Genomic DNA, 24,597 nt, shown 5'->3' with positions numbered 1-24,597 from the left:
TTCACCGTACGCGTGGTGAACGGAAGCACCAGGCGTGATCGGTACGTCGCGTCGTGAGGGTGCAGGGTCGACGTGGCACATCCGGCTGAACGGGACTCGCGCGCCTGGCTATCGTGGCCGACGCGTGAGAGGGAGGGTGAGGGCGCTGGCCGGATCGGACGTCGATGGGTCGGCACTCGAACCGTCGATGCACGAGGCACGGCCGGCGCTGCACCTCACGGCGCCGCACGGATGGCTCAACGACCCGCTCGGCATCACCTATCGCGACGGCCACTACGAGCTGTTCTACCAATCGCTTCCGGGCGAGAGCCACTGGAACCCTCGCTGTCAGTGGGGTCATGCCACCAGTCCCGACCTGGTGACCTGGACCCATCACGGGTCGGTGCTCGTCCCAGGTGACGACGAGGACGGGTGCTGGTCGGGGACCTTGGTCCCTGATCCGGTCACCGGCGAGCCGACGATCTTCTATACCTCGGTGCGAGGCCCCGCCTTCGACATCGGCGAGATCCGCACGGCCCGTGCCGTCGACGCCGAGTGGCAGCGGTGGGAGAGAGCCGGCACCGTCGTACGTGCTCCGCAGGGCGAAGGGATCCGCGTGTTCCGCGACCCGGTCGTTCGTCGCGAGGCCGACCACTGGCGGATGTTCGTCGGCGCCGGACTCAGCGACGGGACCGCGGCGGCGGTGAGCTACACGTCCGCGGATCTGTCTGGGTGGACCTACGACGGGGTGCTGGCCAGCTCGCGGACCAGCCCGACGGGCGGCCTGGCATCGGGCGAGGCCTGGGAGTGCCCGCAGCTGGTCGATCTCGGCGAGCGGTGCGTGATGATCGTGTCCGCGTGGCAGCCGAACGTGAACCTGAACGTGCTCGCGGCCGTCGGTACCTACGCCGAGGGCCGGCTGGACGTGGAGCGTTGGCAGCAGCTGACGTACGGCCCGGGTCACTACGCACCTGCCGCCTTCACCGACGCCGAGGGCCGACCCGCGCTCATGTTCTGGATCCGCGGCGTCGCCGACCCGGGTGGACGGTGGACGGGCGCGCTGAGCATCCCGTACCGGATGTCGCTGGTGGACGGACGGGTCCACCTGGAGCCGCACCCGTCGGTGAGCGAACCCCTCCGGTCGGCGCGCCCGGGTGTCCGCCACTGGCGGATCGCGACTGACGAGCTGGAAGCGGAGGCACGTCTCGACGAGACCGTGTCCGTCACCGTGGGGCCGGCGTCGGTGCGCGTCTCGGCTCCGGGGCACGACGTGGACGTGCCGGACCCCGCCGGGCCGGTCGACGTGCTCGTCGACGGCCCCGTGCTCGAGGTCTGCACCGGCAACGCCGTAGTCGGCCTCCCCTTCCCGTTGCAATGAACGCGGCGTAGTTGCCCGCCTAGTGGCACAACGCCGTGTTCATTGCAGGAGAGGGTGGGGCGGCTCTGGCCTCAGGGTGACGGCGGGCACTACGGTCGTGCCAGCCCGCGCGCTCTAGTCCGCCGCGGCGAGCCCCGACCTAGCGAAGGGGGCACGCATGACCTCAACCCTCGACCTCGCCGGCTTCGGCGGGGCCGTCGTCCGACCGGGGGACGCGGACTACGACGAGCTTCGTCACGTCTTCAACGGCATGGTCGACAGACGGCCGGCCGCGATCCTGCGCTGTGCCTCGACGGCGGACGTCGTCGCGGCGGTCAACGTCGCGCGCGACGGCGGTGCGGACGTGTCCGTCTACGGCGGTGGCCACAGCGTCACCGGTGCGGGCGTCAACGACGGCGGCGTCGTCATCGACCTCCGCCCTCTCGACGGCGTCGATGTCGACCCGGTCACCAGCACCGCGCATGTGCAAGGCGGTGCGACCTGGCGGGTCGTCGACGCAGCCACCACTGCTCATGGTCTCGCCGTCACCGGCGGGCGGGTCGGTAGTACTGGCGTCGGCGGGCTGACGCTCGGCTCCGGGAGCGGCTGGCTCGAGCGGACGTACGGTCTGACCTGCGACAGCCTCACGAGCTGCGAGGTCGTCGTCGCCGACGGCACCGTGGTCCGTGCCAGCGAGTCGGAGAACGCCGAGCTGTTCTGGGGTCTGCGGGGCGGAAGCGGCAACTTCGGTGTGGTCACGGATTTCGAGTTCACCCTGCGTGCGATCCCGCCGCTGCTCCTCGCCGGGCTGGTCCTCCACCCGGCGCCGCGCGGCGCCGACCTGCTGAAGTTCTGGCGTGACTTCATGCTCGTCGCCCCGGACGAGGTGAACTCCGCCATCGCGTTCATCTCCGCGCCACCAGCCGACTTCGTTCCTGAGCCGGTGCGCGGGCATCCGGTCATCGGCCTCGTCGTGGTGTACGTCGGGGACCCGGACAAGGGGCAGGAGGTCCTGCGGCCGCTGCTGGAGTGGGGGCCACCTGCCGTCAACCTCGTGCAGCCCATGCCCTACGTCGCCGTGCAGCAGATGCTCGACGGGGCCAACGCGCCGGGCATGCGCAACTACTGGACGTCGGACTTCGTGGACCTGCCCGACGAGGCGTGCGAGACCTTCGCCGCCGTCGCCAACACCCACACGTCGCCGTTGTCCCAGAGCCTGATGGTCGCCGGTGGCGGAGCGGTCGCCCGCGTCGAGAACGACGCGATGGCGTTCGGTCAGCGCCAGGCGCCGTTCAACATCCACCTGCTCAACATGTGGCCTCCCGACCCGTCGATGGACGCCGAGCAGATCGGGTGGGTGAAGGACTTCGGCGCCCGCATGAAGCCGTGGACCAGGCAGGGCGCGTACCTGAACTACCTCGGCGACGAGGGCATCGACCGCGTCCGCGAGGCGTTCGGACCGGAGAAGTTCGCCCGGTTGCAGGCGCTCAAGGACCGGTACGACCCGACGAACATGTTCCGGCACAACCAGAACATCCCGCCCTCGACCACCTGACCCGCGGGCTGCCTACTCTTCGAATGAACGCGGCGTTCCTACGGTCCTATTGGAGGAATGTCGCGTTCATTCGAGAAGGTGGGGTGGCCGCGGCGGACGGGGAGGTGACCACGGGTGCTGGTCGTCGTGCTGGCGGTGCTGGTCGCCGCCAACCTGCTGACCAACCTGCTGGCCCAGCGCTGGTACGTCCCCGTCTGCGTGGTCTCGGCCGGCGTGCTCGTCGCCCTTGGGCTGCGCAGCGGGCTGACCAGGGCCGACCTCGGCCTGGGCAAAGGCACGATCGGCAAGGGTCTGCTGTGGGCCGCGGTCCTGGTCGTGCTGGTCATCGCCGGGTACGTCGTCGCCGCCTCGATCCCCCACCTCGGCGCGGCGTTCTCCGATCGCCGCGCGATGACCTCGACCGGGCGGCAGATCGCGGCGCGGGTCCTCGTCGCGATCCCCCTCGGCACCGTGCTGCTGGAGGAGACCGCCTTCCGCGGCGTGCTGCTCGCGGAGCTGCGGCGTGACGTCGGTACGGGATGGGCCGTGGCGCTCAGCTCGGTGGTCTTCGGCCTCTGGCACGTGCTCCCCGCCCGCACCATGCATGCGGAGCACGAGGCGTTCGGCTCCCTCGCGGGTGGAGGACGCCGTGGGCGGGCGGTCGCCGTCGCCGGCACGGTCGCCTTCACCGCCGCCGCCGGCGTCCTGTTCGCCGGGCTGCGTCTGTGGAGCGACAGCCTGCTCCCGCCCGTGGGTCTGCACTGGGCAGTCAACGGGATGGGGGTCGCGATAGCGTGGCGCAAGGGTGCTCGCTCGGCCAGGCGACCGGCGGGCAGCGAACGCGACGCCGCGTCGCGCTGAAGGGCGGGAGGTTGGGCATGGCCAACGGAAGCGGTCTCAGCGGGCGGGGCGAGCAGACGGGGCTTCTTGCGGCCGCGGCCGTCACACCGGGAACCTTCGAGCCGTCTCTGGTCCCCCGCAGCCTGGTCGACCAGGGCATCATCACCGGGCTCGCCACGACGCTGACCTACGTCCTCACGGTTGGCACCCAGGACGCCATCGAGGCCGCCGCCTCGCTGTTCGCGGAGTCCGTGCCAGGAGCGAGCGCCGAGGCAAGGCAGCGTAACGCCGCGATGCTGCTCGACCTCGCGGTGATCCCGGCCGGCCTGCTCGCACAACGGGCGATCCCCAAGCGACCCGGCGAGGCCGTGGCGCGCGGCGCGCTCCGGCAGTCAGCATGGCGTACAGCGGCCACCGGTGTCGGCGGGGCGACCTTCGCCGCCGTCCAGCTCGGCACCGAGACCCTGGACCGCCTGCTCGGCGCCAACGGGCGGATCGCGAGGATGCCGGTCGCGATCCCGGCCGGGCTGCTGCTCGCCTTCGTCGTCGAGTCGCGCCGCCGTCAGGGCCTGCCCGAGGAGATCGAGGTCGGCGAAGCCACGACGCTCAAGCCGGTCGAGTCCGTCGGGGCGGGGATCGGCGCCAGCCTCGCGCTCACGCTCGTCGCCTACGGCGAGCACGAGCTGGTCCGCGCGATCGCCGCCGGGTTGGCCAGCGTCCTCCCCGGCTCGTCTCGGCTGTGGCGTCCGGCGGGGCACGCGCTGGTCCTCGGCGGGCTCGCTGCTGGCGGAACCGCGCTGTTCAACCGGACGGTGGCGAAGATCGAGGCGGGGACGTCGAGGATCGAGCCGATCCTCGACGACGCGGTGGCAGCCCGATGGGTCGGCGGGAACGTCAGCGGGGGACCTGGCAGCCTCGTCCCGTGGGACACCCTCGGCCGCGAGGGACGCCGGCACGCGTTCGCGTACGTGCGTCCCCGCCCGGTCGAGGACCGCCCCGCGGGGCTGCCCGACCTCTCGATCGAGACGGTGATGGGCCAGGAGGCCAAGACCGAGCCGGTCCAGGTGTACGTCGGCCTGGACAGCGCGCCCACGGCTGCCGAACGCGTCGATCTCGCGCTGGCCGAGATGGACCGTACCGGCGCGTGGGACCGCTCGGTGCTCATGCTCATCTCCCCGACCGGGACCGGCTACGTCAACTACTGCGCCACGGCGGCCGCGGAGTACCTGACCCTCGGCGACATCGCGACGGTGACCCTGCAGTACTCCAAGCGCCCGTCGCCGCTCTCGCTCTTCAAGGTGAAGGATGCCCGCGAGCAGAACCGCCTGCTGTGGCTGCGGATCAGCGAGCGGCTCATCGGGCGCACCCACCGGCCCAAGGTCGTGCTCTTCGGGGAGAGCCTCGGCGCGCACACCAGCCAGGACGTGCTCCTGCACTGGGGCACGCTCGGGCCGCAGGCGCTCGGCATCGAGCGGGCACTGTGGATCGGGACGCCGTACGGCAGCGGCTGGATGCACGAGGTCACCGGCCCGCCCCGCCCCGACGTGGACCCGGACGTCGTCGTGATGGTCAACGACTTCGGCCAGGTCGAGTCGATGCCGGAGGAGCGACGGCAGAAGCTGCGCTACGTCATGGTCAGCCACGACAACGACGGGGTCACGAAGTTCGGCGCCGACCTGGTGGCCACCCGCCCGGCCTGGCTGAGCGACGAGCGGCCGCGGGTCGAGGTCGTGCCCGGCGCGAGCCCGCGGGGGATCCCCGCCCGGATGCGGTGGCGGCCGCTGACGACGTTCCTGCAGTCCATGGTCGACATGAAGAACGCGCAGATCCCGGGGGCCTACCGGGCCTGGGCGCACGACTACCGGCCCGACCTCACCCGGTTCATCAGCGAGGTGTACGACCTGCCGGCCACGAAGACCCAGATCGAGGCGATCGAGGCCGCGCTCCAGGCCCGCGAGGAAGTCCGCGACAAGCTGTTCACCGCGGAGAGCCTCGGGGCGTTGTCCGTTTCGCTGAAGGACGAGTCAGAGCCCGGCGCCTGACCCGATCGCGTCGGCCAACCGCGTCAGGGTGACGCCGAGCCGGCCGTGCAGCCGGATCCCCGCCAGGTCGTCGCAGCGGGTGGGCCCGTCGTTGACGATCGCGACGGCCTTGCCCGCGCGGGCGGCCCGAATCACGAACCGACGGCCGGAGAACACCGTCAGCGAGGATCCCAGCACGAGCACCGCGCGGGCCCAGTCGACCCAGTCGTTGGCCGCCGCGACCCGCGCCACCGGGACGTTCTCGCCGAAGTAGACGACGTCCGGCTTCAACGTCCCGCCGCAGCGCTCGCAGGCCACGACGACGAAGCCGTCGAGCTGCCCATCGGGTACGTCGGCGTCGCCGTCGGGGTTCAGCGCCGTCGCCTCGGCGTCCCACGAGGCGTTGGCTGCGCTCATCCGGGCCGCCACCTCCTCGCGGGACACCACGGCGCGACAGTCCAGGCAGACCACGCGGTCGAGGCGGCCGTGCAGGTCGAGCACCCCGTGCGACCCGGCCCGCTGGTGGAGGCCGTCGACGTTCTGGGTGATCGTGCCCACGAGCACGCCGCTGTGCTCGAGGGCGGCCACGGCGCGGTGGCCGGCGTTCGGTCCGACGCTCGAGAGGTGCCGCCAGCCGAGATGGCTGCGCGCCCAGTAGCGGCGGCGGGCCACCGGGTCGTCCACGAAGGCGCGATAGGTCATCGGCGGTCGGCGCCGGCTCGCCCCGCTCGGCCCGCGATAGTCCGGGATGCCGGACTCGGTCGACAGGCCCGCGCCGCTGAGCACCACGACGTCGCCGCCCGCCACGAGCTCGGCGAGGGCATCGACGCGCGAGGCGGTGTCGAGCCGCATCGCACCATCCTCGCTCAGGCGAGGACCCGGTCCAGCCGCTGCCGCGCGGCGCGCTCGCTGGGCGAGGTCGATCCCAGCGCCACGCCCAGCCCCCTGAGCAGGGCGCCGGCCATCGGGCGGGTGAGCGTCAGCGGGAGCGCGGTCAGCTCGAGCAGCTCGCGGTGCCGCGGCTCCAGTGTGGACACCGCGGCGCTCGCGAGGACGGCGTAGGCAGGCCGGGCCGCCAGCGGCAGGGGAGGGTTGAGGATGAAGCGCGCGACCTCCCGGGCGTCAGTCCCGCCGTCGAGCTCGTCGTCGTAGCCGTGCAGCTGATCGCGCAGCTCGACGACCGATCGCGGCGGGTCGTCGAGGCCGAGCAGCTCAGCCGCCCGCCCCCACTCACCGACGTAGGCGTCGGGGCCTCCGGGGATCGCGGCGCCCCACACCTCGTGGGCCACCAGGAAGGAGTCGGTGAAGGCCAGGTGCACCCAGCGCAGCAGGTGCGGGTCGCTCGCGGCGTACGGTCGCAGGTCGCCCTGAGGGTCCAGCATCAGCCCCCGGACCCTGGTGTGCATCCCGCGCACGCGTGCCGACTCGCGTTCCACCGCCCGGGAGTCGCCGAAGGTGAGCGTCACCAGCCACCGCGACGTGCCGGCCAGGCGGCCCAGGGCATCGTCGCGATAGCGCGAGTGGTCCCGGACCCCGGCCAGCGCTGCCGGGTGCAGGGCCTGGAGGAGCAGCGCACGTACGCCTCCGATGAGCGTCGTCGTGCTGCCGTGCACCGCCCACGGCGCGGACCCGGGGCCGAAGAGGCCGGCGTCCGTTCCGTCCTCGAGCGCCCGGATCCACTCGGGTCGCCCCTGCGGGTCGCCGGAGACGATCCGGCGGAACGTTCGCGCCACCGGGTTCACCGGGAGGACGCGGGCGACGTCGAGGAGGGCGGGCACCCCTCCAGTGTCAGCCGTCGGAGGAGCCCTCGCACGCCAGGAGGAGGGCGTCGACCAGCTCGCCCGGCCGGGCCAGGAACGGCGAGTGCCCGCCGGGGAGCTCGACCGGTCGCCCGCCGAGCACCGCCGGGACGACCCGTCGCGACCAGGCGGGGTTGATGACCGGGTCGGCCACCCCGAGGACGTAGGTCATCGGCACGTCAGGCCAGGCCTGGAGCGGGGTGACCTCGTTGCTGATGCCCCACCACTGGCCCCGCAGCCGGGCGGCGGCACGCGCGGCCACCGCGGGCGAGCAGTCCGCGAAGAACCAGGCGGCCGCCACCTCCGGGTGGAAGCGGACGAGCCCGGCCGCGTCGACGTACGCGCCGTGCGGCGGTCCGGGCAGGACCATGTCGGCCTCCTCGGCCAGCACCTCGTCCAGGCTGCGCCCCACCCGCGGCAGCATCGCGGCGACGAACACCAGGTGGGCGACCGGCCGCGCGGCGGCCACCAGGGGGATGGTGAGCCCACCCAGGGAGTGGCCGACGAGGACGAGGTCCTCGCCGGCCGAGGAGAACGCCTCGAGCGCGGCAGCGGCGTACTCCCGGCCCGCGGCCGTGGGGTCCTCCGAGGGCAGGTCCACGGTCAGCGCGCGGTGCCCCCGTCGCTCGAGCTCGGTCACGACGTCGGACCAGCACCATGCCCCGTGGTAGGCGCCGTGGACGAGCCCGTACGTCGTCACGGTGCCCAGGGTAGGCCGATCCAGGAACCACATCCGAGATCGCGCGTTCCCACCGGCGTAACACGAGGCTGCGACGATCCGCGGGTGCGCGTCCTCGTGGCCTCGGACCTGCACTACCGGCTGCCGCACTACGACTGGCTCGTCCAGGCCGCCGCGGACGTCGACGTGGTCGCGTTGCCCGGCGACCTCGCCGACGTGGTGAGCCCGGTGCCGCACGAGGTCCAGGTCGTCGTCCTCGAGCGCTATCTCGGACAGCTGGCCGAGCGAGCCACCGTCCTCGCCGCGTCCGGCAACCACGACCTCGACGGGCCGGGTCGCGACGGCGAGCAGGTCGCCGGCTGGCTGCGCCTGCTCAGCGCGCCCGGCCTGCACGCGGACGGCGCCTCGGTCGACATCGACGGCGTGCGCTTCACGGTCTGCCCCTGGTGGGACGGGCCGACGGCCAGGGCCGAGGTCGACGCCCTGCTGCAAGCGGCCGCGGTGGACCGGCCGGACACGTGGGTGTGGCTCTACCACGCCCCGCCCGCCGGCACGGTGCTGTGCAGCGACGGCCGGCGCGAGTTCCCCGACCACGACCTCACGTCCTGGATCGAGCGTTACCAGCCGTTCGCGGTGCTGTGCGGGCACATCCACCAGGCGCCGTGGGTCGAGGGCGGCTCGTGGCATGCCCGGATCGGCTCGACGTGGGTGTTCAACGCCGGGCGCCAGGTCGGCCCGGTGCCCCCGCACATCACCCTCGACACCGAGCGGGGCACCGCGGAGTGGTACGGCGTCTTCGACCGGCAGACGGTGGACCTGGCCTGAGGCTTCCGGATCGCAGGGCTCCGCGTCGGCCGGCCTCGCCGGCGGACCCTCAGCCCACCTCGGGGTCACGGACGGACCCGGTCCGCGCGGTCGACGGCTGGTGGTGGACCAGGGCGTCCAGGATCTGGTCGACCATCGCCAGGTGGCCGCCCAGACCGGCGTACTGCTGCTTGACGTCCACGAGGTACTGCGTCATCCCGTCGAGCCGCGCCGCCGTCGTGCGCAGCACCGCCAGCGCGGCGCCAGGGTTGGCGCTGAGGAAGTCGTGAGGGTCCTCGACGACGTGGACCGTCACCTCCTGCTCCGCGCGTACCGTCGCGGTGGCGGGTCGCTCCAGGACGACGGACATCTCGCCGAGGACCGCACCGGAGGCGTGGATGCGGGCCACCGGTACGCCGTCGCGTTCGACGCTGACGCTGCCGGTGCGCAGCACGTACATCGGGCCCGGGGCGTCACCCTCGACGATGAGGGTCTGTCCGGGCGGAACAGCCTCGACGGGCAGGTCGGCGCACAGCGCGAGGAGCTCGCTCACCGGCTCATGGTCCGGCTCGTCACGTCGAGGACCATGCCCTCGTAGGCGGTGAGGACCGTGACGTCCGCGGCGATGTCGTCGGCGATGCGGTCGAGGTCGTCATCCTTGCGCCCCGGCCCGTGGTGGAAGAGCAGGACGGCACGCGCATGGACGCGCTGGGCGAGCTCGACGGCGTCCCGGACGGTCGCGTGCCCGTAGTCGTCGGCGATCAGCCGTTCGCGGTCGATGAACTGCGCGTCCTGAACGAGCAGGTCGACGCCCTCCATGGTGCGCAGGGTGGCATCGTCGAGGCCGAGCGCGGGGGCGTGGTCCGGGGCGTAGGCGAGGGAGGCACCGTCCGCCTCGACGCGGTAGGCGTACGTGCGACCGCCCTTGTGCGTCACCTCGCAGGCGGTGACGACGTATCCGTCGGTCTCGAACATTCCCGGCTGCACCGCGTGGAAGGACCAGTCACCGCGCAGGCCCTCCGGGGTGATCGGGAACGCCGGGGGTGCCATCAGCTGGGCCAACAGGTCGCGCCCGCTCAGGCCCTCCTGCGCGGGCAGGAACACATCGACCCGGGAGTCGTCGCGGTCCCCGGAGGGGCAGAACGGGATCCCCTGGACGTGGTCCCAGTGCAGGTGGCTGAGCAGGATCGAGCCGTCGTACGCGGCTCCGCCGAGCAGCCCGGGAAGTCCGCGGAAGCCGGTGCCGGCGTCGAGCACCAGATCCGGCAGGTCCTCGTCGTCACGCGTCACCGCGATGCACGAGGTGTGCCCGCCGTAGCGCACGAAGTCTCGCCCGGGCGCGGGCGTGGAGCCACGCACCCCCAGCAGCGTCAGCCGCACGTCACCACCACCTAGTCGTGCTGGGCCGCCTCGATGCGACGGATCCGCGCCGTGAGCACCGGCAACAGCTTGCGGGCGATCTGCGGGTGAGCGTCGAGCAGCTGCGAGAAGGTCAGCGGCGACATGGCGAGCGTCCGTACGCCCTCCGGGCCGGCGATGACCGTCGCCGAACGCGGCTGTGAGTCGATGAGGGAGATCTCGCCGAAGTAGTCGCCGGTCTTCATCTCGCCTCGCTCCACCCCGTTGACCGAGACGGTCGCGGTCCCCTCGATGATCAGACGCAGGCCCGAGTCGGGGCTGCCCTGCTCGACCAGCACCGCTCCCGGCGCGGTCCGGTGCGTCGAGCTGCGTTCGACCATCTCGTAGATGACGTCGCTCGGCAGGGTCTTGAACAGGTCCACCTGCGCGAGCATCTCGTACGGCGTCACCGCACCCTCCTTCGCCGGCGCACCACGCGTGCTTCGAACGTATCAGCCCTTTGGTGCGCCGACGCGGCGTTCCCGCTGCGCTCCTGTGGCCAGACCTCCTATCCTCGCAGCAAACAAGAGGCGAGCAGACGGGGACGGCCGGATGCGTGCTCTTCCCGTGACCCTGCGGGCGTTGCAGGCGCGGACGGGGCTGCGCAGGGTGCTGGTGGCCTATGGCCTCTATGGGCTGGTCGAGTTCTCGATCTGGCTCGCGGTCATCCTGTACGTCTTCGCGGCCGACGGGGCCCGCACGGCGGGCGTCGTCACCGTCATCCAGCTGGTCCCTGCCTCGATGCTCGCCCCGGCCCTCGCCGCGATCGGCGACCGGCTGCCGAGAGGGCGCGCGCTCGCGCTCGCCTACGCCGGGGTGACCGCGACCGTCACCCTCACCCTGATCGCCATCCTGGCCTCCGCGCCCCTGCCCCTGGTCGTGGCCGCGTCGACGACGGCCACGGTCGCCGTGGCCGTCGTGCGGCCGATCCACTTCGCCGCCCTGCCCCAGCTGTCGCGGACCAGCGACCACCTCGTCTCCGCGAACTCGCTGTCCTCGGTGCTCGACGGCGTCGCCGCCTTCCTCGGCCCCGTGCTCGCCGGCTTCGGTGCCGCGTACGCCGGCCCGTGGCTGGTGTTCGCCGGCGCGGCTATCGCGGCGGCCGTCGCCACCCTGCTCTCCAGCGGGCTGCACCTCGGTCGGGCCGCGGCCGACGAGGAGGCCGACGGGTGGCGGGCTGCCTTCCAGGGGCTGCGTTCGCTGCGCGGGGACTGGCCCGCCCTGACCCTGCTCGTCCTGCTGACCACGACGTTCTTCCTCGCCGGGGCGCTGGACGTGCTCGGCGTCGCGTTCTCGGTCGACACCCTGCACCACGGCCAGTCCGGCGCGGGCCTGGTCGTGGGGGCCATCGGCATCGGCGGCCTGGTGGGTGCAGCCGCTGCGGCGCTCATCGCTCGGCGGCGCCGGCTCGGACCGGCGATCGTCCTCCTGGGCGTGGCCGAAGGTGCCGGGTTCGCCGTCGTGTCGGTCGTGTCCGGCCTCGGTGCTGCCATGGTCGTGATCGCCCTCGTCGGGGCCGCGGAGGCGATGCTCATGGTCTGCGGTCGGACGTTGCTGCAACGCGCGATCGACGACGCCGTGCTGGCGCGGGTCTTCGCCGTGCAGGAGGGGATGTCGCTGGTCGGGCTGGCGGTCGGCGCCGCCTCCGTGTCGCTGCTGCTCGGCTGGCTCGATCCCGCCCAGACCTTCGTGCCGCTGGGAGCGGGCGCCGTGGCCCTCGCCCTGGGGAGCGCATGGTTCATCCGGCGCCTGGACGACCGCGCTGTCTACCTTCCCTACGAGATCCGCCTCCTGCGGACCGTCGGCTTCCTCGCCGTGCTCCCCGAGTTCGAGCTGGAGCGCCTGGCCCGGAACGCGCGGTGGACGGAGGTCACGGCCGGCACCGACGTCGTGGTGCAGGGCGAGGACGCGCAGGACTTCTACGTCATCGCGGACGGCCTGTTCACGGTCACGGTCGACGGGGTCGCCCGGCCACAGACGCTGGCACCGGGCCACGCCTTCGGGGAGGTGGCCCTGCTGCGGTCGGTGCCCCGCACGGCCACCGTGACGGCGCGGTCCCCGGCCCGGCTGCTCGTGCTGAGCGGTGCCGACTTCTTGGCGGCTGTGACCGGCAGTGCGGACGGCCACGCGCTCGCCAGCGAGGTCGCTGACGCCCACCGGGCCCGAGACCTCGCCTCGGCGCTCAGGCAGGAGCCCCCGTCAGGCTCATAGACTCCGGGCACGGGGCCGGCCAGAGGATGTGGGGAGGCGATGGCGGAGCGCGCGGACGTGGCCCTGCTGGAGCCGTACGTCCCCCGGCTCGCCCTGACCTGGCTGCGCGACACCCCCGATGCCCTCTGGCGCGAGGTCGACGGCTCGCTCGCGTTCGTCGACATCTCCGGCTTCACCGCGCTGACCGAGCGACTCGCCCGCAAGGGCAAGGTCGGCGCGGAGGAGATGAGCGACATTCTCAACGCCACCTTCGCCGACCTGCTCTCGGTTGCCTACCCGACGGGCGCCGGCCTGGTGAAGTGGGGCGGCGACGCCGTGCTCCTGCTGTTCGAGGGCCCCGACCACGCCGCTCGGGCGGCGCTGGCCAGCTCGCGGATGCGGGCCCGGCTGCGCCGGATCGGCCAGCTCAGCACCGGCTCGGGACGCGTCGAGCTCCGCATGTCCGTGGGCATTCACAGCGGAGCGTTCCACTTCTTCCTCGTCGGCGACCCCGCCGTGCACCGCGAGCTCATCGTCAGCGGGCCGGCCGCGAGCCGTACGGCCGAGATGGAGGCGATCGCCGAGGCGGGCGAGGTCGTCGTGTCCCCCGAGACCGCCGCCCTGCTCGAGGCGTCGAGCGTGGGGGACGCCAAGGGCGGGGGCTTCCTCCTCGCGGCCGACCCCGTGGTCGAGGACAGCGAGGTCGTCCCGCGGCCGTCGACGGCGGGTCTGGACCTCGCCACGCTCATCCCTCCGAACATCCGCGCCCACCTGCTCAGCGCGTCCGGCGAGCCCGAGCACCGGCGGATCGCGGTGGCCTTCGTGCAGTTCTCCGGAACCGACGCGGTCCTCGCCGAACGTGGGCCGCAGGCCCTCGCCGAGGCGCTCGACGAGTGCGTGCGCAACGTGCAGGACGCCACCGAGCGGCACGGGGTGACCTTCTTCGAGTCCGACATCAACCGTGACGGCGGCAAGATCATGCTCACTGCAGGGGCCCCGGTCAGCCTCGGCAACGACGAGGAGCGGATGCTGCGCGCGGCCCGGCACGTCGTCGACCTGGTCGGGCAGCTCCCCATCCGGATCGGCGTTAACTGCGGACCCGTCTTCGCCGGTGACTTCGGCCCGTCGTTCCGCAAGACGTTCTCGGTCAAGGGCGACGCCATCAACCTGGCGGCCCGGGTGATGGGCAAGGCCGAGCCCGGGCAGGTCCTCGCCACGGCCGCGGTGGTCGAGGCCTCGGCGGCACGCTTCGACGCCGAGGCGATGCCGCCGTTCCTGGTCAAGGGCAAGTCCGAGCCGGTGCACGCGTTCAGCCTCGGGCGCCTGCTCAGCGAGCGTCGGGGCAGGGAGGACTCGCCGTTCATCGGTCGCGAGGCCGAGCTGGGCGTCCTGCGCGAGGCGGCGGAGAAGGCAGCGGCGGGCAGCGGCCAGCTCGTGGACCTCGTGGGGGAGCCGGGCATCGGCAAGTCGCGTCTGGTCGAGGAGATGCTGCGGGACACCCCTGCGCGGGTGCTCACCACGCGGTGCGACGAGTTCCAGACGGCGACGCCGTACTGGCCGTTCCGGGCGCTGCTCGGCGAGCTGCTCGACGTCTCCGAGGAGGCCGACGAGGAGACGCTGGTCGCCGCGCTGGTCGAGAGCGCTACGCGTGCCGACCCCTCGCTGCTGCCCTGGCTGCCGCTGGTGGGACAGGTGCTCGACGTGGACCTGCCGAGCACGCCCGAGGTGGACGCGCTCGACGAGCGGTTCCGCCGGTCACGGACCGAGGAGGTGGTGGTACGCCTCGCGACGGCGGTTCAGCCCGGTCAGGCCGTGCTGGTCTTCGACGACGTCCACCTCATGGACGAGGCGTCCGTGGACCTGCTCGAGCAGCTGTGCCTCGGCCTGGCGGGTCGGCCCTGGCTCGTGGTGGTCACCCGCCGCGACGTCGGGGAGGGGTTCCGCCCGTCGCCGCGCTACCCGGTCGTCGAGGTCCGACCGGCGCCGCTCGACGCCGCAGCCGCGAGCTCGCTGGTCATGGCCGCGCTCGCCGACACCGCGCTAGCCCCGCACGACGTCGCCGCGCTGGCGGCCCGAGCCAACGGCAACCCCCTGTTCCTGCGCGGCCTCGCCCTGGCGGCCCGTGAAGGCGCCTCGCTCGACGCGCTGCCGAGCACCGTCGAGGCGCTCATCACCAGCCAGATCGACCGCCTGCCCCCGGACGAGCGCACCGTGCTGCGTTTCGCCTCGGTGCTCGGCATGCGTTTCGACGAGGCGACGCTGCGGGCGCTGCTCCAGGGGCACCCGCTGCCGACGAGCCGGGCGGCGCTGCGGCGGATGTCGTTCTTCATCCAGGCCGAGGGGCACGGGCGATTCCACTTCGACCACCAGCTGCTGCGCGACACGGCGTACGAGGGACTGCCGTTCCGCCTGCGGCGCGAGCTGCACGGGCGGGCGGGAGAGGTGATCGAGGCGCGGACGTCGGACCCGGACGACGTGGCCGAGCTGCTGTCGCTGCACTACTTCCACGCGGCCCGTCACGACAAGGCGTGGTACTACGCGCGGCTCGCCGGGGAGCGCGCGGCGGAGAAGTACGCCTACGTCGAGGCCGAGGAGCACCTCGAGCGCGCGGTCGCCTCGGTGCGCGGGCTCCGCGACGTCCCCGACGAACAGGTGGCGTCGGCCTACCTCTCCCTCGGTGAGGCGCGGAACCGGTTGGGGCGCAACGAGGCCGCGCTCGTCGCGCTGAAGGGGGCACGCGCGCGGCTCAAGGGCTACCCGGCCCGAGCCGCCCTCGTGCTCAAGGAGGAGGCGGCGATCCAGAACCGCCTTGGCCGCCAGCCGGTTGCACTGCGAAGCGTGACACGGGGCCTGCGGCTGCTCGACGGGCACGGCGACGCCCAGAGCCTGGCCGCGCGCAGCCGGCTCGAGGGCGTGTACGCGGTCGTCCGGGAGAACCAGGGCCGCTACCGGGACGCCCTCCAGTGGGCTCGTCTGGCCGAACGCGACGCCGAGGCCTCCGGCGACACCGCTGCTCTGGCGGATGCGCTGGAGGCGCTGCACGGCGTGACGTCCATGCTCGGGGGCGAGCCGGACCGGCCGTACGGGCAGCAGGCGCTGGAGCTCTACGAGCACCTCGGCTTTCGCGCCGGGCAATCGCGCGCGCTCAACAACCTCGCCGTCCTGGCGTGGATCCAGGGGCGCGGCCAGGAGGCGCTGGAGATGTTCGAGCGCGCCCAGCGCCTCGCCGAGGAGTCCGGCGACACGGTCGGTGCGGCCCAGACCGGGTGCAACGTGGGTGACGTCCTCGTCCGGCTCGGCCGTACCCGCGAGGCGGAGGACATCCTGCGCCGGCTCATCCCCACCCTGCAGGGAGCCGGTGTCGGCGACTTCATCGCTGTCGCCCACCGCGCGCTCGGGCTCGCGCTGGTCCTCGAGGGGCAGCACGACGAGGGCCAAGCCGAACTGGAAGGAGCGCGCGCGATGTTCATCGAGTTCGGCGAGCCGTCCGAGGTAGCGGAGACCGACGCCGCGATCGCCCTCGGCCTGCTCGGCGAGGGGCGGGCCCAGGAGGCGCGGGACCTCGCCGACGACGCAGCCGTACGTGCGACCGCGCTGGACGCCGGTTACCTGCTGCCGTGGCTGCTCCGGTTGCAGGGCGCGGCCGAGGTGGACCTCGGCGACGTCGACATCGCCGAGGAGACGCTGCATCGAGCGCTGGAGACGGCGGACGCCCAGGGCCGGGTCGAGTGCGGGTTCATCCTCGCCGAGTTGGCGCGGGTGGCGCGGATGCGGGGTGACGAGGAGTCGGCCCGGCGTTGGGACGCCGAGAGCGAACAGGCCCTGGACCGCCTCGGGTTCGCCGGGAGCCGGCGGTACCCGAGGCGACCAGGGCCGCTCGAGATCTGACCTTCTACTACGGCGTGGTCCGCAGCTTCGGGTCCTCGACGAACAACAGCGTCATCGTCAGGTCACCGGTGAATGAGTTATCCGTGCGGCTCATCGCGTACACGTCGACGCAGTACCCGGCGGCGACGGCTGCCGTGCTGACGATCTGGCCGGTCTGCCCGGCTTGCTCCGAGTCATCGTTGTCGCGGCATGCGGGCGCGGGGTTGGGAGAAAACACGTAGGACTGGGTCTGCGGATCGCGGATCCCCACATACACGGGGTAGGCGAGGTAGTCCTCGTACTGCTCCTCCTCGTCGCCGGTCGCGCCGAAGTTGTACAGGTAGTTGGTGCCACCCTCGGACTCGACCGAGTCAGCGTGCGGGCACTTGGAGTTCGGGCAGGTCCAGCTCACCGAGCCTGGAGCCGTGTCGGTGTAGAGCTCACCGAGCTTGGGGTCGGTGAAGATGCCCGAGAGGGTGATCTCCGTCGACGACGTCGACGCCGGGGTGATCTCGTCGTCGCCGCTGGGGGAGGGTGCGGACTGAGCGCACGCAGGGTCGGTGCAGGGGGCCACGGTCAGGACGGTCCCGCCGACAGCGCCGTTGGGGAGGCCCGCAGCAGCATTCGTCACAGGCAGGTTGGTACCGGACGGCACGGTGACGCTCAGCGGCACCTTCGGCGGGGAACCCGGCGTGAGGATCTCCGCCTGGCCTGCGGCGATGGCCTGGACGACCACGTTGCCGGAGCCGGTGAAGACGCCGTTGCCGAGGCCGATGCCGATGACCGGGAAGCTCAGCGTCTGCGCGCTGCTCGGGGCGGTGAAGGAGAAGGTAGCGGTCACCGAGCCGCCGACCGGGATCAGCGCGGAGGCGAGCGGCACCTTCGGCGCCACGAAGATGAGCGCCGAGCAGTTCTTCACCAGGCCGCACTTCGTCGTGTACGTCTCGCCCCACGTACTGGGGGAAACACTGCCCGGCGTGACTGTCGGATAGCCGGCCGGGATGACGATGGTGAACAGGCCGAGCTTGGCCTTGGTCGTCGAGTTGTTGGTGACGGTGAGACCCACGGCCTCGTTGAGGCCGGTGTACATCGGGTCGCCGGCGATGCCGTTGACGCTGGTGCCGATGGTGACCTGGGGCACGGTCGCGGCCGGTGCGCTGGTGGCGACCGAGAGGACGGTGCCTGCGCCGAGCGCGGCTACGGCGATCGAGGCGATCCAGATCCGGCGGGAGAGGCGGCTTCTGCTCATGGGCTGGCTCCTGGTGGCGGGGGTGCGCACTCGGATCGTGCCGTACGTGGGACTGACCCGCTAGTCAGTTGATCGAGAATTCGCCAACGGTCGGTTGTTTCCGATGCACGGTGGGTGAGCCGTACCCCCGCGCGGCTCAGCCGGGAGCGACCGGGACGTGGAATCGGGGCAGCACCGCCATCCGGAGCTCGTGCGCGCCGTCAGGCCTGGCCACCTCGTAGTACGCCCGGTGGACGCCGCCGACCTCGACCACGCTGACGTACCGAAGGCCGTTCCCGGCGTAGCTCGACTCGGCCACCGGCGCCTCGCCGACAGCCTCGAAGCGGCCGAGGCCGACGTCGGCTCCGACGGCGAGGCCGGTCCGCTCCTCCCAGTTCTCCGCGGCGCTCGCGCGGCCGTCGTAGAGGGCCATCGGGGTCGTCCCGTCGAACCAGACCGAGCTGATCCGCACCCCGCGGGCGTCCCAGCGCCCGGGCCGGCCGGCCAGCGCCGTGCCGTGCCAGGTCCACCCCATCCCGTCCTCGCTGGTCGCGTGCTCGGTGGTCATCCGGTCCGTCGCGTCGGGGTCCTCCAGCGGGTGGCACGAGGCCCAGAGGTGCCAGACGCCGCGGTGGCGCAGCAGCACCGGGTCCTTGACGCCGTACGTCGCGTCGCCGGTCAGCGTCGTACGCGGCACGGCCGTGGCGAGGCCCTCGATCGTGTCCGCCTCGAGCAGGTCGACGCGCCAGTGCTTCGTGCCCGGCGTCGCACAGGAGACGTACAGCCGCCACCGACCGTCCTCGGCGCGCACCAGCGCGGGACGCTCGAGCGACTCGGCGCCGAAGGTCTCCTTGGCGAGCACGCCCACGGTCTCGAAGGTGACGCCGTCGGTGGAGCGGGCCAGCACGTTGCCGTGGCCGCGTCCCTCCTCGACTGGCCTGCGGAGCCGGTAGGCGAGGTAGGTGAGGTCGCCGTCGACGACGGCGCTCGGGGCCCCCGCCCAGTGGCCGGGCCCTGGTCCGGGGGCAGACACCACGAGCGCGGTCTCGGTCGGCCAGGCGGGCTGGCCGAGGCTCACGCGGTCTCCTCGGCGGGTGCCGCGCCGGAGCGTGGGATCGAGAGCTGGTTGAAGGCGTAGTAGACGGCGATCACGCCGTGCACGGCCATGGTCGCGATCGGCACCACGAAGGCGAGCAGCACGGTGAGGGGATAGACGAGCAGCCCCAGGGAGAACCGGTGCAGTGACGCACTCGCCGCGGCACGGTCGACGTCGTCGTGCAGGAGGTGGGGTGCCCGGCGCACGACGTACCACCAGAACAGCGAGAACGTCGCCGCCATCGCGACGTTGACCATGCTGTAGACCGCGACGGCGACCTTGGCCTGGGAGCCTCCGGTGTCGAGGTAGTCGGCCACCAGGCTGGTCGGCCAGGGGATCAGGGCGACGGTCAGCAGGATGAGCAGGTTGAGGAAGAGCAGGGTGCGGTCGACGCGCGCGATGTAGCTGAACAGCGTGTGGTGGTTGGCCCACACGATCCCGATGACGAGGAAGCTGACGACGTAGGCGGCGTAGGACGGCCACTGCTTCCCCAGCGCCGACCACAGGCTCTGGTCGGACTCGACATGGGGGACGCCGATCTCGAGCACGATCAGGGTGATGGCGATGGCGAAGACCCCGTCGCTGAAGGCTTCGGCCCGCCCCGGGTCGTCGAGCGCATCACGCGACCTGGCCATGCCGGGCACGGTAGTGCGTACCCGGGTCTCACGCTCCGCGTCAGGGAGCGGGGGCTCGGTCGAGCCGGCTCATGAGGCTGCGGGCGACCTCGACGACGATGTCGCGGTCGTAGGTCATCACGTAGTCGAAGCGGCGGTCCTCCTCGGCGCCCTCGTCGCCGAGGTCGCGCGACACGAGCGCCGCGGCGAAGTGCGGCCCGACCACCGCCAGGTCCCACTCCTCGCGCAGCGGGTCGTCCTCGCCCAGCCGCGCCCCCCACACACCGCGCAGCGGGGCCGGCGTCATGTTCTGCGCGAAGACCCCGACGAAGGCGGTGCCGGTCCCGAGCTGGGCGTAGCGCGCGCGGGTCGCCGCGGTGAAGTTGCGGACGTGCTGGAAGGAGGCGAACACGGCGGCCTTGACGCCGAGTCCGAGCGCCTCGTGCTCCAGGTGGTGGCTCATGGCGAGCAGCTGGCGCTTGCCGGCACGACGTACCGGCCGGCTCGCCGCGGCGATCTCGAACGGGCTGCGTCGCGAGCTCAGGCTCGCTCCGGTCAGGGCGAGGGCGGAGGGGCCTCCGGAGAGGTCGTGCGGCAGGGCCGCCGGCCGGCCGAAGTACCAGCCCTGCCCGAGACGCGCCCCCATCCCCCGGGCCAGCTCGACGTCCTCCTCGGTCTCGATCCCCTCGGCGAGGATCAGCGCGCCGGTCCGCTCGGCCTGCGCCTCGACGCCGGCCACGACGCCGGCGATCTCCGTCGTGGCCCGGGAGGACACCAGCCGCAGGTCGATCTTGAACACGTCCGGCTCGATGAGGGAGATCAGGCCCAGCGCCCGTGAGTCGGACCCGACGTCGTCCAACGCGATGCCCCAGCCCCGAGCACGGGAGCGTTCGACCAGGGCGAGCAGCTCGGCGGGCCGCGAGGTGAGGGACTGCTCGGTGATCTCCATGACGATGCGCATGCGGCCGGCGGACGTACCGTCCTCGCTCGGGTGGAGCGGCCTGGTGACGTCCTCGAAGCCGAGGGAGGACGGTTCGACGTTGACGAACAGGACCACCTCGCGGGGCAGGTCGGCCGCGAGCATCCCCTCGATCGCGCGCTGGCGGCACAGGGCGTCGAGCTCGCCCAGGCGGCCGTTGGTCCGAGCCGTGGCGAACAGGGCGGCGGGGTTCTCCAGGGGCGAGCCCTCGGGCCCGCGGGCCAGCGCCTCGAAGGCGACCGTCTCCCCCGTCTCGAGGTCGACGATGGGCTGGTAGGCGGGCGTGACCGAACGACGGCCGATCACGGCGGCCAGCTCGTCGCCGAGGCCGGTGTCGGTGGCCGTGGCCAGGCCCATGGGTGCTCCCCCCGAGCACGGTCTCGTACGTCCTCCGGGTTCGGACGACGCCCCCGTGGAGGAGATGTCGACCCATCCCGCCGCCTCCTTGAGCCCAGCCGCCCCCTGCCACCCGGCCCCCGCCCGCCGTCCCCCTCTTTCGTCGCCCTCCTTCGTCGCCCACGTTCATTGCAACGAAAGCGGGGGGTTGGGCGGGCGGAAGGTCGGCGAGGGTGGGGCTACCGTCGGAGCATGTCGGTGCAGGTGCTCGGGCGGGACGCGGTGATCCGCGACCTGGAAGCGGTCACGGCCTCGGTGCTCACCCAGGAGGCCAGCACCGAGGCCTACCGCCACGACCACGCGCGCTTCTGCCCGGCGGGCGTACCGCTGGCCGTCGTCCACCCAGGTAGCACCGAGGAGGTCGCGGGCGTGCTCCGGGTGGCCAGCGCGCACCGTACGCCGGTGGTGCCGCAGGGCGCCCGTACCGGCCTGGCCGGGGCGGCCAACGCGGTCGACGGCTGCATCGTCGTCTGCCTCGAACGGATGGACCGCATCCTGCGCCTGGACCCGGCTGAGCAGCTGGCGGTGGTGCAGCCGGGCGTGGTCAACGCGACGCTGCAGGAGGCGGCGGGCGAGCACGGGCTGTTCTTCCCCCCCGACCCCTCGTCGTTTCGCGAGAGCACGATCGGCGGCAACGTGGCCACCGGAGCCGGCGGGATGCGCTGCTTGAAGTACGGCGTCACGCGCGAAGCCGTACGCGGGCTCGAGGTCGTCCTCGCCGACGGCGAGGTGCTGCGCACCGGTACGTCGACCGCCAAGGGCGTCGCCGGCTACGACCTGACCCGCCTGTTCGTGGGGTCTGAGGGCACCCTCGGCGTGGTCACCGAGGCGACGCTCACCTTGCGCCCGCTCCCCGAGCCGGCGCTGACCCTGGCGGCGGTGTTCCCGTCGACCCATGCCGCGATGGCCGCCGTGGCCACGATCATGGCGAGCGGGCAGCCGCCGAGCCTGCTCGAGTTCCTCGACCGCGAGACGGTACGGGCCGTGCAGGCCTATCGCGACCTCGGGCTGCCGACCGACACCGGCGCGCTGCTGGTGGCCCAGTCCGACCGGGGGCCGCACGCGCCGGAGGACCTCGAGGCGATGGCCGCGGTGTGCCGCGAGGCCGGCGCGCTGGACCTGGCCGTCGCGAGCGACGCGACCGAGTCCGAGCTGCTGCTCGAGGCCCGGCGGCTCGTGCACTGGGGGGTCGACGCGCTCGGCTCCACCCTCGTGGAGGACGTGTGCGTGCCTCGGGCTCGCCTGGTCGACCTCGTCGACGGGCTGGCCCGGATCGGGGAGGAGCAGGGCGTCCTCATCACGTGCGCGGGCCACGCGGGCGACGGGAACATGCACCCCACGGTGGTCTTCGAGCGCGGGGACGCCGACGTGGAGCGACGCGCGTACGCCGCCTTCGGCGCGGTGATGGAGCTCGGGCTGAGTCTCGGGGGCACGATCACCGGTGAGCACGGCGTGGGCGTGCTCAAGCGCGAATGGCTGGAGCGCGAGCTGTCGCCGACGGCGCTTCGGGTGCAGCGGGCGATCAAGCACACGCTGGACCCCCTCGGCGTCCTCAACCCGGGCAAGGTCTTGTGACGTCGGCCGTCCACGACTCGGGCGACGGGGCGACCCGCTGCCCCCGTGACCCGCTGCTCCTCACGAACTGTTAGGCGTTGGAGCGTCTATCGACCCCCCAACGCCTAACAAGTTGGCGGGGCCGACACGTCGGAGACCTCGAAGAAGGAGGGGCCGCTGCTGGAAGCAGCGGCCCCTCCCTCGGGCACACCGGACGCGACGCCGCGGTACCCGACCGGGGGGGACGGTCAGGCCACCTCGGGAGCGGCGAGGTGTCTGGGGCCGAGCCGACCGTGCTCTCCGACGAAGAGGGCGGCGGCGGCCTTGACGAGCGTGAGCTCCAGGTTCAGGTCATGGACCCGGTTCTGCAGCTGCGCCTTCTCGGCGCGCAGGCGCACGAGCTCGGCGTGCTCGTCCTCGGTCAGCGCTGCCCATGGGGCGTCGGCGGCGCAGGCCGGTGCTGGGGCGACAGCGGTCCCGCCCGTGACCCGAGGTTGGGGGACGCGAGGCTGGGTCCTGGTCGCCATGGGATGCCTTTCGATGGTCTGGACGCGTCGGCCGGTCACGGGCGACGCGGTACGGGTCCGGTAGGTGCTGGCCACGCCGTCAGCAGCAGAACGGCGGGCCGGCCATGAGCGTGTGCACCGCATGAGTCACGTGCGGCTTGGCCGTCGTGGCCGAGGCCATCGACGGGAAGCCGAGGACCGCGACGGCCGACACGGCCACTACTGCGATCAGGCGGCGCTTCATGACATCTCCCGAGGTCTGTGGTGTCATGTGTCATGTGCAGTCAGGTGAGAATATGACACGGGGAGGCGGGAAGGCTACAGACCGTCCACCAGGCTTCGCCCGAATGGAGGAGTCCTTCGGGGCGCGGTTGCGCCACCTGCGCACGGAGCGGGGTCTGCTGCAGTCCGATCTGGTCTGCCCGGGGGTCTCGGCCAGCTACGTCTCCTTGCTGGAGTCCGGCCGTCGCCAGCCGACTCCACCGGTCCTCGCCGCCCTCTCCGGCCTCCTCGGGGTCTCGGTCGAGACCCTCCTGACCGGGGTCGAGGACCCCGAGCTGCGGGAGTCCAGACTCGAGCTCGACTACGCCGAGCTCGCCCTGCGCTCCGGTGAGGCGCACGCCGCCGTCGACGCCTTCGCCGCGGCGGGAGAGCGGCTGGCCCGGCACCCGGACGCGGCCGAGGCCGGGGGTCCCGGCCGCGACCGGGTGCGCCTGGGCCTGGTCGAGCGGGCCCGATGGGGCCGCGTCCGTGCGCTGGAGGCCGAGGGCCGCCTCGAGGAGGCGCTGGTCGACCTGGAGCACCTGCGCGACGACCTGCGCCCCGACCACCCCCTGTGGCTGCCCGCCGCGGTGACGGCGGCCCGGTGCTCGGCCGAGATCGGGGACCTGCACCGGGCGGTGGACGTCGCCGAGAGCGCCCTGGCGGCGGCCCGCGAGCAGGGGCTGGACGGCACCGCCGAGCACGCCGAGCTCGTGTCAACCCTCGTCGGCTGCTACGAGCGACGCGGCGACGCCGCCCGAGCGGCCCAGCTCGCCGAGGACCTCCTGCAGGCGGCGGACCGGCTGGGCAGTCCGCGCGCGCGAGCGGCGGCGTACTGGAACGCCAGCCTGCTCGCGCAGCGCCGCGGGCACCTCGACAAGGCGCTGTCGTGGGCCGAGCGTGCGGTGAGCCTGCTGGCCGACCAGGACAACGAGCGCAACCTCGCGCGGGCCAGGGTCGCCTTCGCCTGGGTGCTGCTGCGCTCGCAGCCCCCGCAGGTGTCCCGCGCGGTCGGGCTGCTTCGCGACGCGGCGGTCACCCTGCATGAGCACGGCACGGTCACCGACCGGGCCTACGCGCACACCGAGCTCTCGCGTGCGCTCCTGATGCTCGGGGACGCCGAAGCCGCCCTCGCGGAGGCCACCGAGGCCGCTGCCCTGCTCTCCGCGGGACACCGCGTCGAGAGCGTCTCCGCCAGCCTCGCCGCGGCGGACGCATGGACCGTGACCGGGGATCACAGCCTCGCCCGCGAGCACGTAGGAGAGGCGGTGGAAGCCCTCGCCGGGCTGCCGCCCTCCCGCGTGACCGCGCTGGCGTGGCGACACTCAGCCGACGTGCTGCGTCGGCTGGGGGACGAGCAGGCCGCGCTGGTCTGTCTCGAACGGGCGCTCGACCAGGCCGGCATCACCGCCGAGCCTGACCCCCTCCGGGCGTCCGCCGAGCGGTCGTACGGCCGGGACTGACCTCCTCCCAGTCCTGGCCGTACGCCCGCCGG

General features: G+C 72.8%; 21 protein-coding genes. 9 read left to right on the top strand and 12 right to left on the bottom strand.

Features of this window, described 5'->3' with window-relative positions; all coding sequences use genetic code 11:
* Nucleotides 1-124: 124 nt before the first annotated feature.
* From VMI11_09085 to VMI11_09070, 4 genes are all read left to right on the top strand, one after another.
* Entirely contained in the window at nucleotides 125-1,357 is a 1,233-nt protein-coding gene (locus tag VMI11_09085) for a glycoside hydrolase family 32 protein (GenBank protein HTY72563.1), read from the top strand.
* 157 nt (nucleotides 1,358-1,514) lie between these two features.
* Nucleotides 1,515-2,891, top strand: coding sequence for an FAD-binding oxidoreductase (locus tag VMI11_09080; GenBank protein HTY72562.1), 1,377 nt, complete (start codon nucleotides 1,515-1,517; stop codon nucleotides 2,889-2,891).
* A 114-nt stretch (nucleotides 2,892-3,005) separates the two neighbouring features.
* Entirely contained in the window at nucleotides 3,006-3,731 is a 726-nt protein-coding gene (locus VMI11_09075) for a CPBP family intramembrane glutamic endopeptidase (protein HTY72561.1), read from the top strand.
* Between the two features lie 17 nt (nucleotides 3,732-3,748).
* Nucleotides 3,749-5,752, top strand: a complete 2,004-nt coding sequence (locus tag VMI11_09070; protein HTY72560.1) for an alpha/beta-hydrolase family protein — start codon at nucleotides 3,749-3,751, stop codon at nucleotides 5,750-5,752.
* Here the strand turns inward: VMI11_09070 and VMI11_09065 are convergent.
* Genes VMI11_09065 through VMI11_09055 form a run of 3 tightly spaced genes read right to left on the bottom strand, consistent with a single transcriptional unit; the run spans nucleotide 5,735 to nucleotide 8,230 of the window.
* Nucleotides 5,735-6,583, bottom strand: a complete 849-nt coding sequence (locus tag VMI11_09065) for an NAD-dependent protein deacetylase (GenBank protein HTY72559.1) — start codon at nucleotides 6,581-6,583, stop codon at nucleotides 5,735-5,737. The genes VMI11_09070 and VMI11_09065 overlap by 18 nt on opposite strands.
* A 14-nt stretch (nucleotides 6,584-6,597) precedes the next feature.
* Nucleotides 6,598-7,509, bottom strand: coding sequence for an oxygenase MpaB family protein (locus VMI11_09060; protein ID HTY72558.1), 912 nt, complete (start codon nucleotides 7,507-7,509; stop codon nucleotides 6,598-6,600).
* A 10-nt stretch (nucleotides 7,510-7,519) separates the two neighbouring features.
* Nucleotides 7,520-8,230, bottom strand: coding sequence for an alpha/beta hydrolase (locus VMI11_09055; GenBank protein ID HTY72557.1), 711 nt, complete (start codon nucleotides 8,228-8,230; stop codon nucleotides 7,520-7,522).
* 84 nt (nucleotides 8,231-8,314) lie between these two features.
* Between VMI11_09055 and VMI11_09050 the strand changes: the two genes are divergently transcribed.
* Nucleotides 8,315-9,034, top strand: coding sequence for a metallophosphoesterase (locus VMI11_09050; GenBank protein ID HTY72556.1), 720 nt, complete (start codon nucleotides 8,315-8,317; stop codon nucleotides 9,032-9,034).
* Nucleotides 9,035-9,083: 49 nt separating this feature from the next.
* On the opposite strand, the gene VMI11_09045 is transcribed toward VMI11_09050, so the two are convergent.
* Genes VMI11_09045 through VMI11_09035 form a run of 3 tightly spaced genes read right to left on the bottom strand, consistent with a single transcriptional unit; the run spans nucleotide 9,084 to nucleotide 10,821 of the window.
* Nucleotides 9,084-9,566, bottom strand: coding sequence for a cyclic nucleotide-binding domain-containing protein (locus VMI11_09045; protein HTY72555.1), 483 nt, complete (start codon nucleotides 9,564-9,566; stop codon nucleotides 9,084-9,086).
* Nucleotides 9,563-10,393 (bottom strand): MBL fold metallo-hydrolase, encoded by an 831-nt coding sequence (locus VMI11_09040; protein HTY72554.1) that lies wholly within the window; start codon nucleotides 10,391-10,393, stop codon nucleotides 9,563-9,565. The genes VMI11_09045 and VMI11_09040 overlap by 4 nt, the downstream gene beginning before the upstream one ends.
* An 11-nt stretch (nucleotides 10,394-10,404) precedes the next feature.
* Nucleotides 10,405-10,821, bottom strand: coding sequence for a cyclic nucleotide-binding domain-containing protein (locus tag VMI11_09035; protein ID HTY72553.1), 417 nt, complete (start codon nucleotides 10,819-10,821; stop codon nucleotides 10,405-10,407).
* Nucleotides 10,822-10,963: 142 nt separating this feature from the next.
* Between VMI11_09035 and VMI11_09030 the strand changes: the two genes are divergently transcribed.
* Nucleotides 10,964-12,622 carry a cyclic nucleotide-binding domain-containing protein gene (locus VMI11_09030; GenBank protein ID HTY72552.1) on the top strand — a complete coding sequence of 553 codons (1,659 nt, stop codon included), beginning with the start codon at nucleotides 10,964-10,966 and terminating at the stop codon, nucleotides 12,620-12,622.
* A gap of 39 nt (nucleotides 12,623-12,661) precedes the next feature.
* The gene (locus VMI11_09025) at nucleotides 12,662-16,489 is read left to right on the top strand and encodes an adenylate/guanylate cyclase domain-containing protein (GenBank protein ID HTY72551.1); all 3,828 of its coding nucleotides are present in this window, start codon (nucleotides 12,662-12,664) and stop codon (nucleotides 16,487-16,489) included.
* A gap of 7 nt (nucleotides 16,490-16,496) precedes the next feature.
* Here VMI11_09025 and VMI11_09020 read toward each other — a convergent pair whose 3' ends face one another.
* The 4 genes from VMI11_09020 to VMI11_09005 form a co-directional block, all read right to left on the bottom strand.
* The gene (locus VMI11_09020) at nucleotides 16,497-17,717 is read right to left on the bottom strand and encodes a hypothetical protein (GenBank protein ID HTY72550.1); all 1,221 of its coding nucleotides are present in this window, start codon (nucleotides 17,715-17,717) and stop codon (nucleotides 16,497-16,499) included.
* Between the two features lie 136 nt (nucleotides 17,718-17,853).
* Nucleotides 17,854-18,774 (bottom strand): hypothetical protein, encoded by a 921-nt coding sequence (locus VMI11_09015; GenBank protein ID HTY72549.1) that lies wholly within the window; start codon nucleotides 18,772-18,774, stop codon nucleotides 17,854-17,856.
* On the bottom strand, nucleotides 18,771-19,427 hold the full coding sequence (locus VMI11_09010) for a TMEM175 family protein (GenBank protein ID HTY72548.1): 657 nt from the start codon (nucleotides 19,425-19,427) through the stop codon (nucleotides 18,771-18,773). The genes VMI11_09015 and VMI11_09010 overlap by 4 nt, the downstream gene beginning before the upstream one ends.
* 40 nt (nucleotides 19,428-19,467) lie before the next feature.
* A complete protein-coding gene (locus VMI11_09005; protein HTY72547.1) occupies nucleotides 19,468-20,742 on the bottom strand; it encodes an EAL domain-containing protein in 1,275 nt (424 codons plus the stop codon).
* Between the two features lie 231 nt (nucleotides 20,743-20,973).
* Between VMI11_09005 and VMI11_09000 the strand changes: the two genes are divergently transcribed.
* Complete coding sequence (locus VMI11_09000; GenBank protein ID HTY72546.1) at nucleotides 20,974-22,356, top strand: FAD-linked oxidase C-terminal domain-containing protein; 1,383 nt, start codon at nucleotides 20,974-20,976, stop codon at nucleotides 22,354-22,356.
* 227 nt (nucleotides 22,357-22,583) lie between these two features.
* On the opposite strand, the gene VMI11_08995 is transcribed toward VMI11_09000, so the two are convergent.
* On the bottom strand, nucleotides 22,584-22,862 hold the full coding sequence (locus tag VMI11_08995) for a hypothetical protein (protein HTY72545.1): 279 nt from the start codon (nucleotides 22,860-22,862) through the stop codon (nucleotides 22,584-22,586).
* A 79-nt stretch (nucleotides 22,863-22,941) separates the two neighbouring features.
* Nucleotides 22,942-23,085, bottom strand: a complete 144-nt coding sequence (locus VMI11_08990; GenBank protein ID HTY72544.1) for a hypothetical protein — start codon at nucleotides 23,083-23,085, stop codon at nucleotides 22,942-22,944.
* Between the two features lie 103 nt (nucleotides 23,086-23,188).
* Here VMI11_08990 and VMI11_08985 point away from each other — a divergent pair, with 103 nt between their 5' ends.
* Nucleotides 23,189-24,565, top strand: a complete 1,377-nt coding sequence (locus VMI11_08985) for a helix-turn-helix transcriptional regulator (protein HTY72543.1) — start codon at nucleotides 23,189-23,191, stop codon at nucleotides 24,563-24,565.
* Nucleotides 24,566-24,597: the final 32 nt, after the last annotated feature.

The organism is Actinomycetes bacterium (assembly GCA_035506535.1).
In the GTDB taxonomy this organism is placed as follows: domain Bacteria; phylum Actinomycetota; class Actinomycetes; order DATJPE01; family DATJPE01; genus DATJPE01.
This window is presented reverse-complemented; position numbering and strand designations above follow the sequence as displayed.

Coding starts and splice junctions, on each gene's coding strand:
- VMI11_09065 (HTY72559.1), bottom strand. CDS start 6,583: ATGCGGCTCGACACCGCCTCGCGCGTCGATGCCCTCGCCGAGCTCGTG.
- VMI11_08990 (HTY72544.1), bottom strand. CDS start 23,085: ATGAAGCGCCGCCTGATCGCAGTAGTGGCCGTGTCGGCCGTCGCGGTC.
- VMI11_09025 (HTY72551.1), top strand. CDS start 12,662: ATGGCGGAGCGCGCGGACGTGGCCCTGCTGGAGCCGTACGTCCCCCGG.
- VMI11_09000 (HTY72546.1), top strand. CDS start 20,974: ATGTCGGTGCAGGTGCTCGGGCGGGACGCGGTGATCCGCGACCTGGAA.
- VMI11_08985 (HTY72543.1), top strand. CDS start 23,189: ATGGAGGAGTCCTTCGGGGCGCGGTTGCGCCACCTGCGCACGGAGCGG.
- VMI11_08995 (HTY72545.1), bottom strand. CDS start 22,862: ATGGCGACCAGGACCCAGCCTCGCGTCCCCCAACCTCGGGTCACGGGC.
- VMI11_09030 (HTY72552.1), top strand. CDS start 10,964: ATGCGTGCTCTTCCCGTGACCCTGCGGGCGTTGCAGGCGCGGACGGGG.
- VMI11_09010 (HTY72548.1), bottom strand. CDS start 19,427: ATGGCCAGGTCGCGTGATGCGCTCGACGACCCGGGGCGGGCCGAAGCC.
- VMI11_09070 (HTY72560.1), top strand. CDS start 3,749: ATGGCCAACGGAAGCGGTCTCAGCGGGCGGGGCGAGCAGACGGGGCTT.
- VMI11_09020 (HTY72550.1), bottom strand. CDS start 17,717: ATGAGCAGAAGCCGCCTCTCCCGCCGGATCTGGATCGCCTCGATCGCC.
- VMI11_09005 (HTY72547.1), bottom strand. CDS start 20,742: ATGGGCCTGGCCACGGCCACCGACACCGGCCTCGGCGACGAGCTGGCC.
- VMI11_09080 (HTY72562.1), top strand. CDS start 1,515: ATGACCTCAACCCTCGACCTCGCCGGCTTCGGCGGGGCCGTCGTCCGA.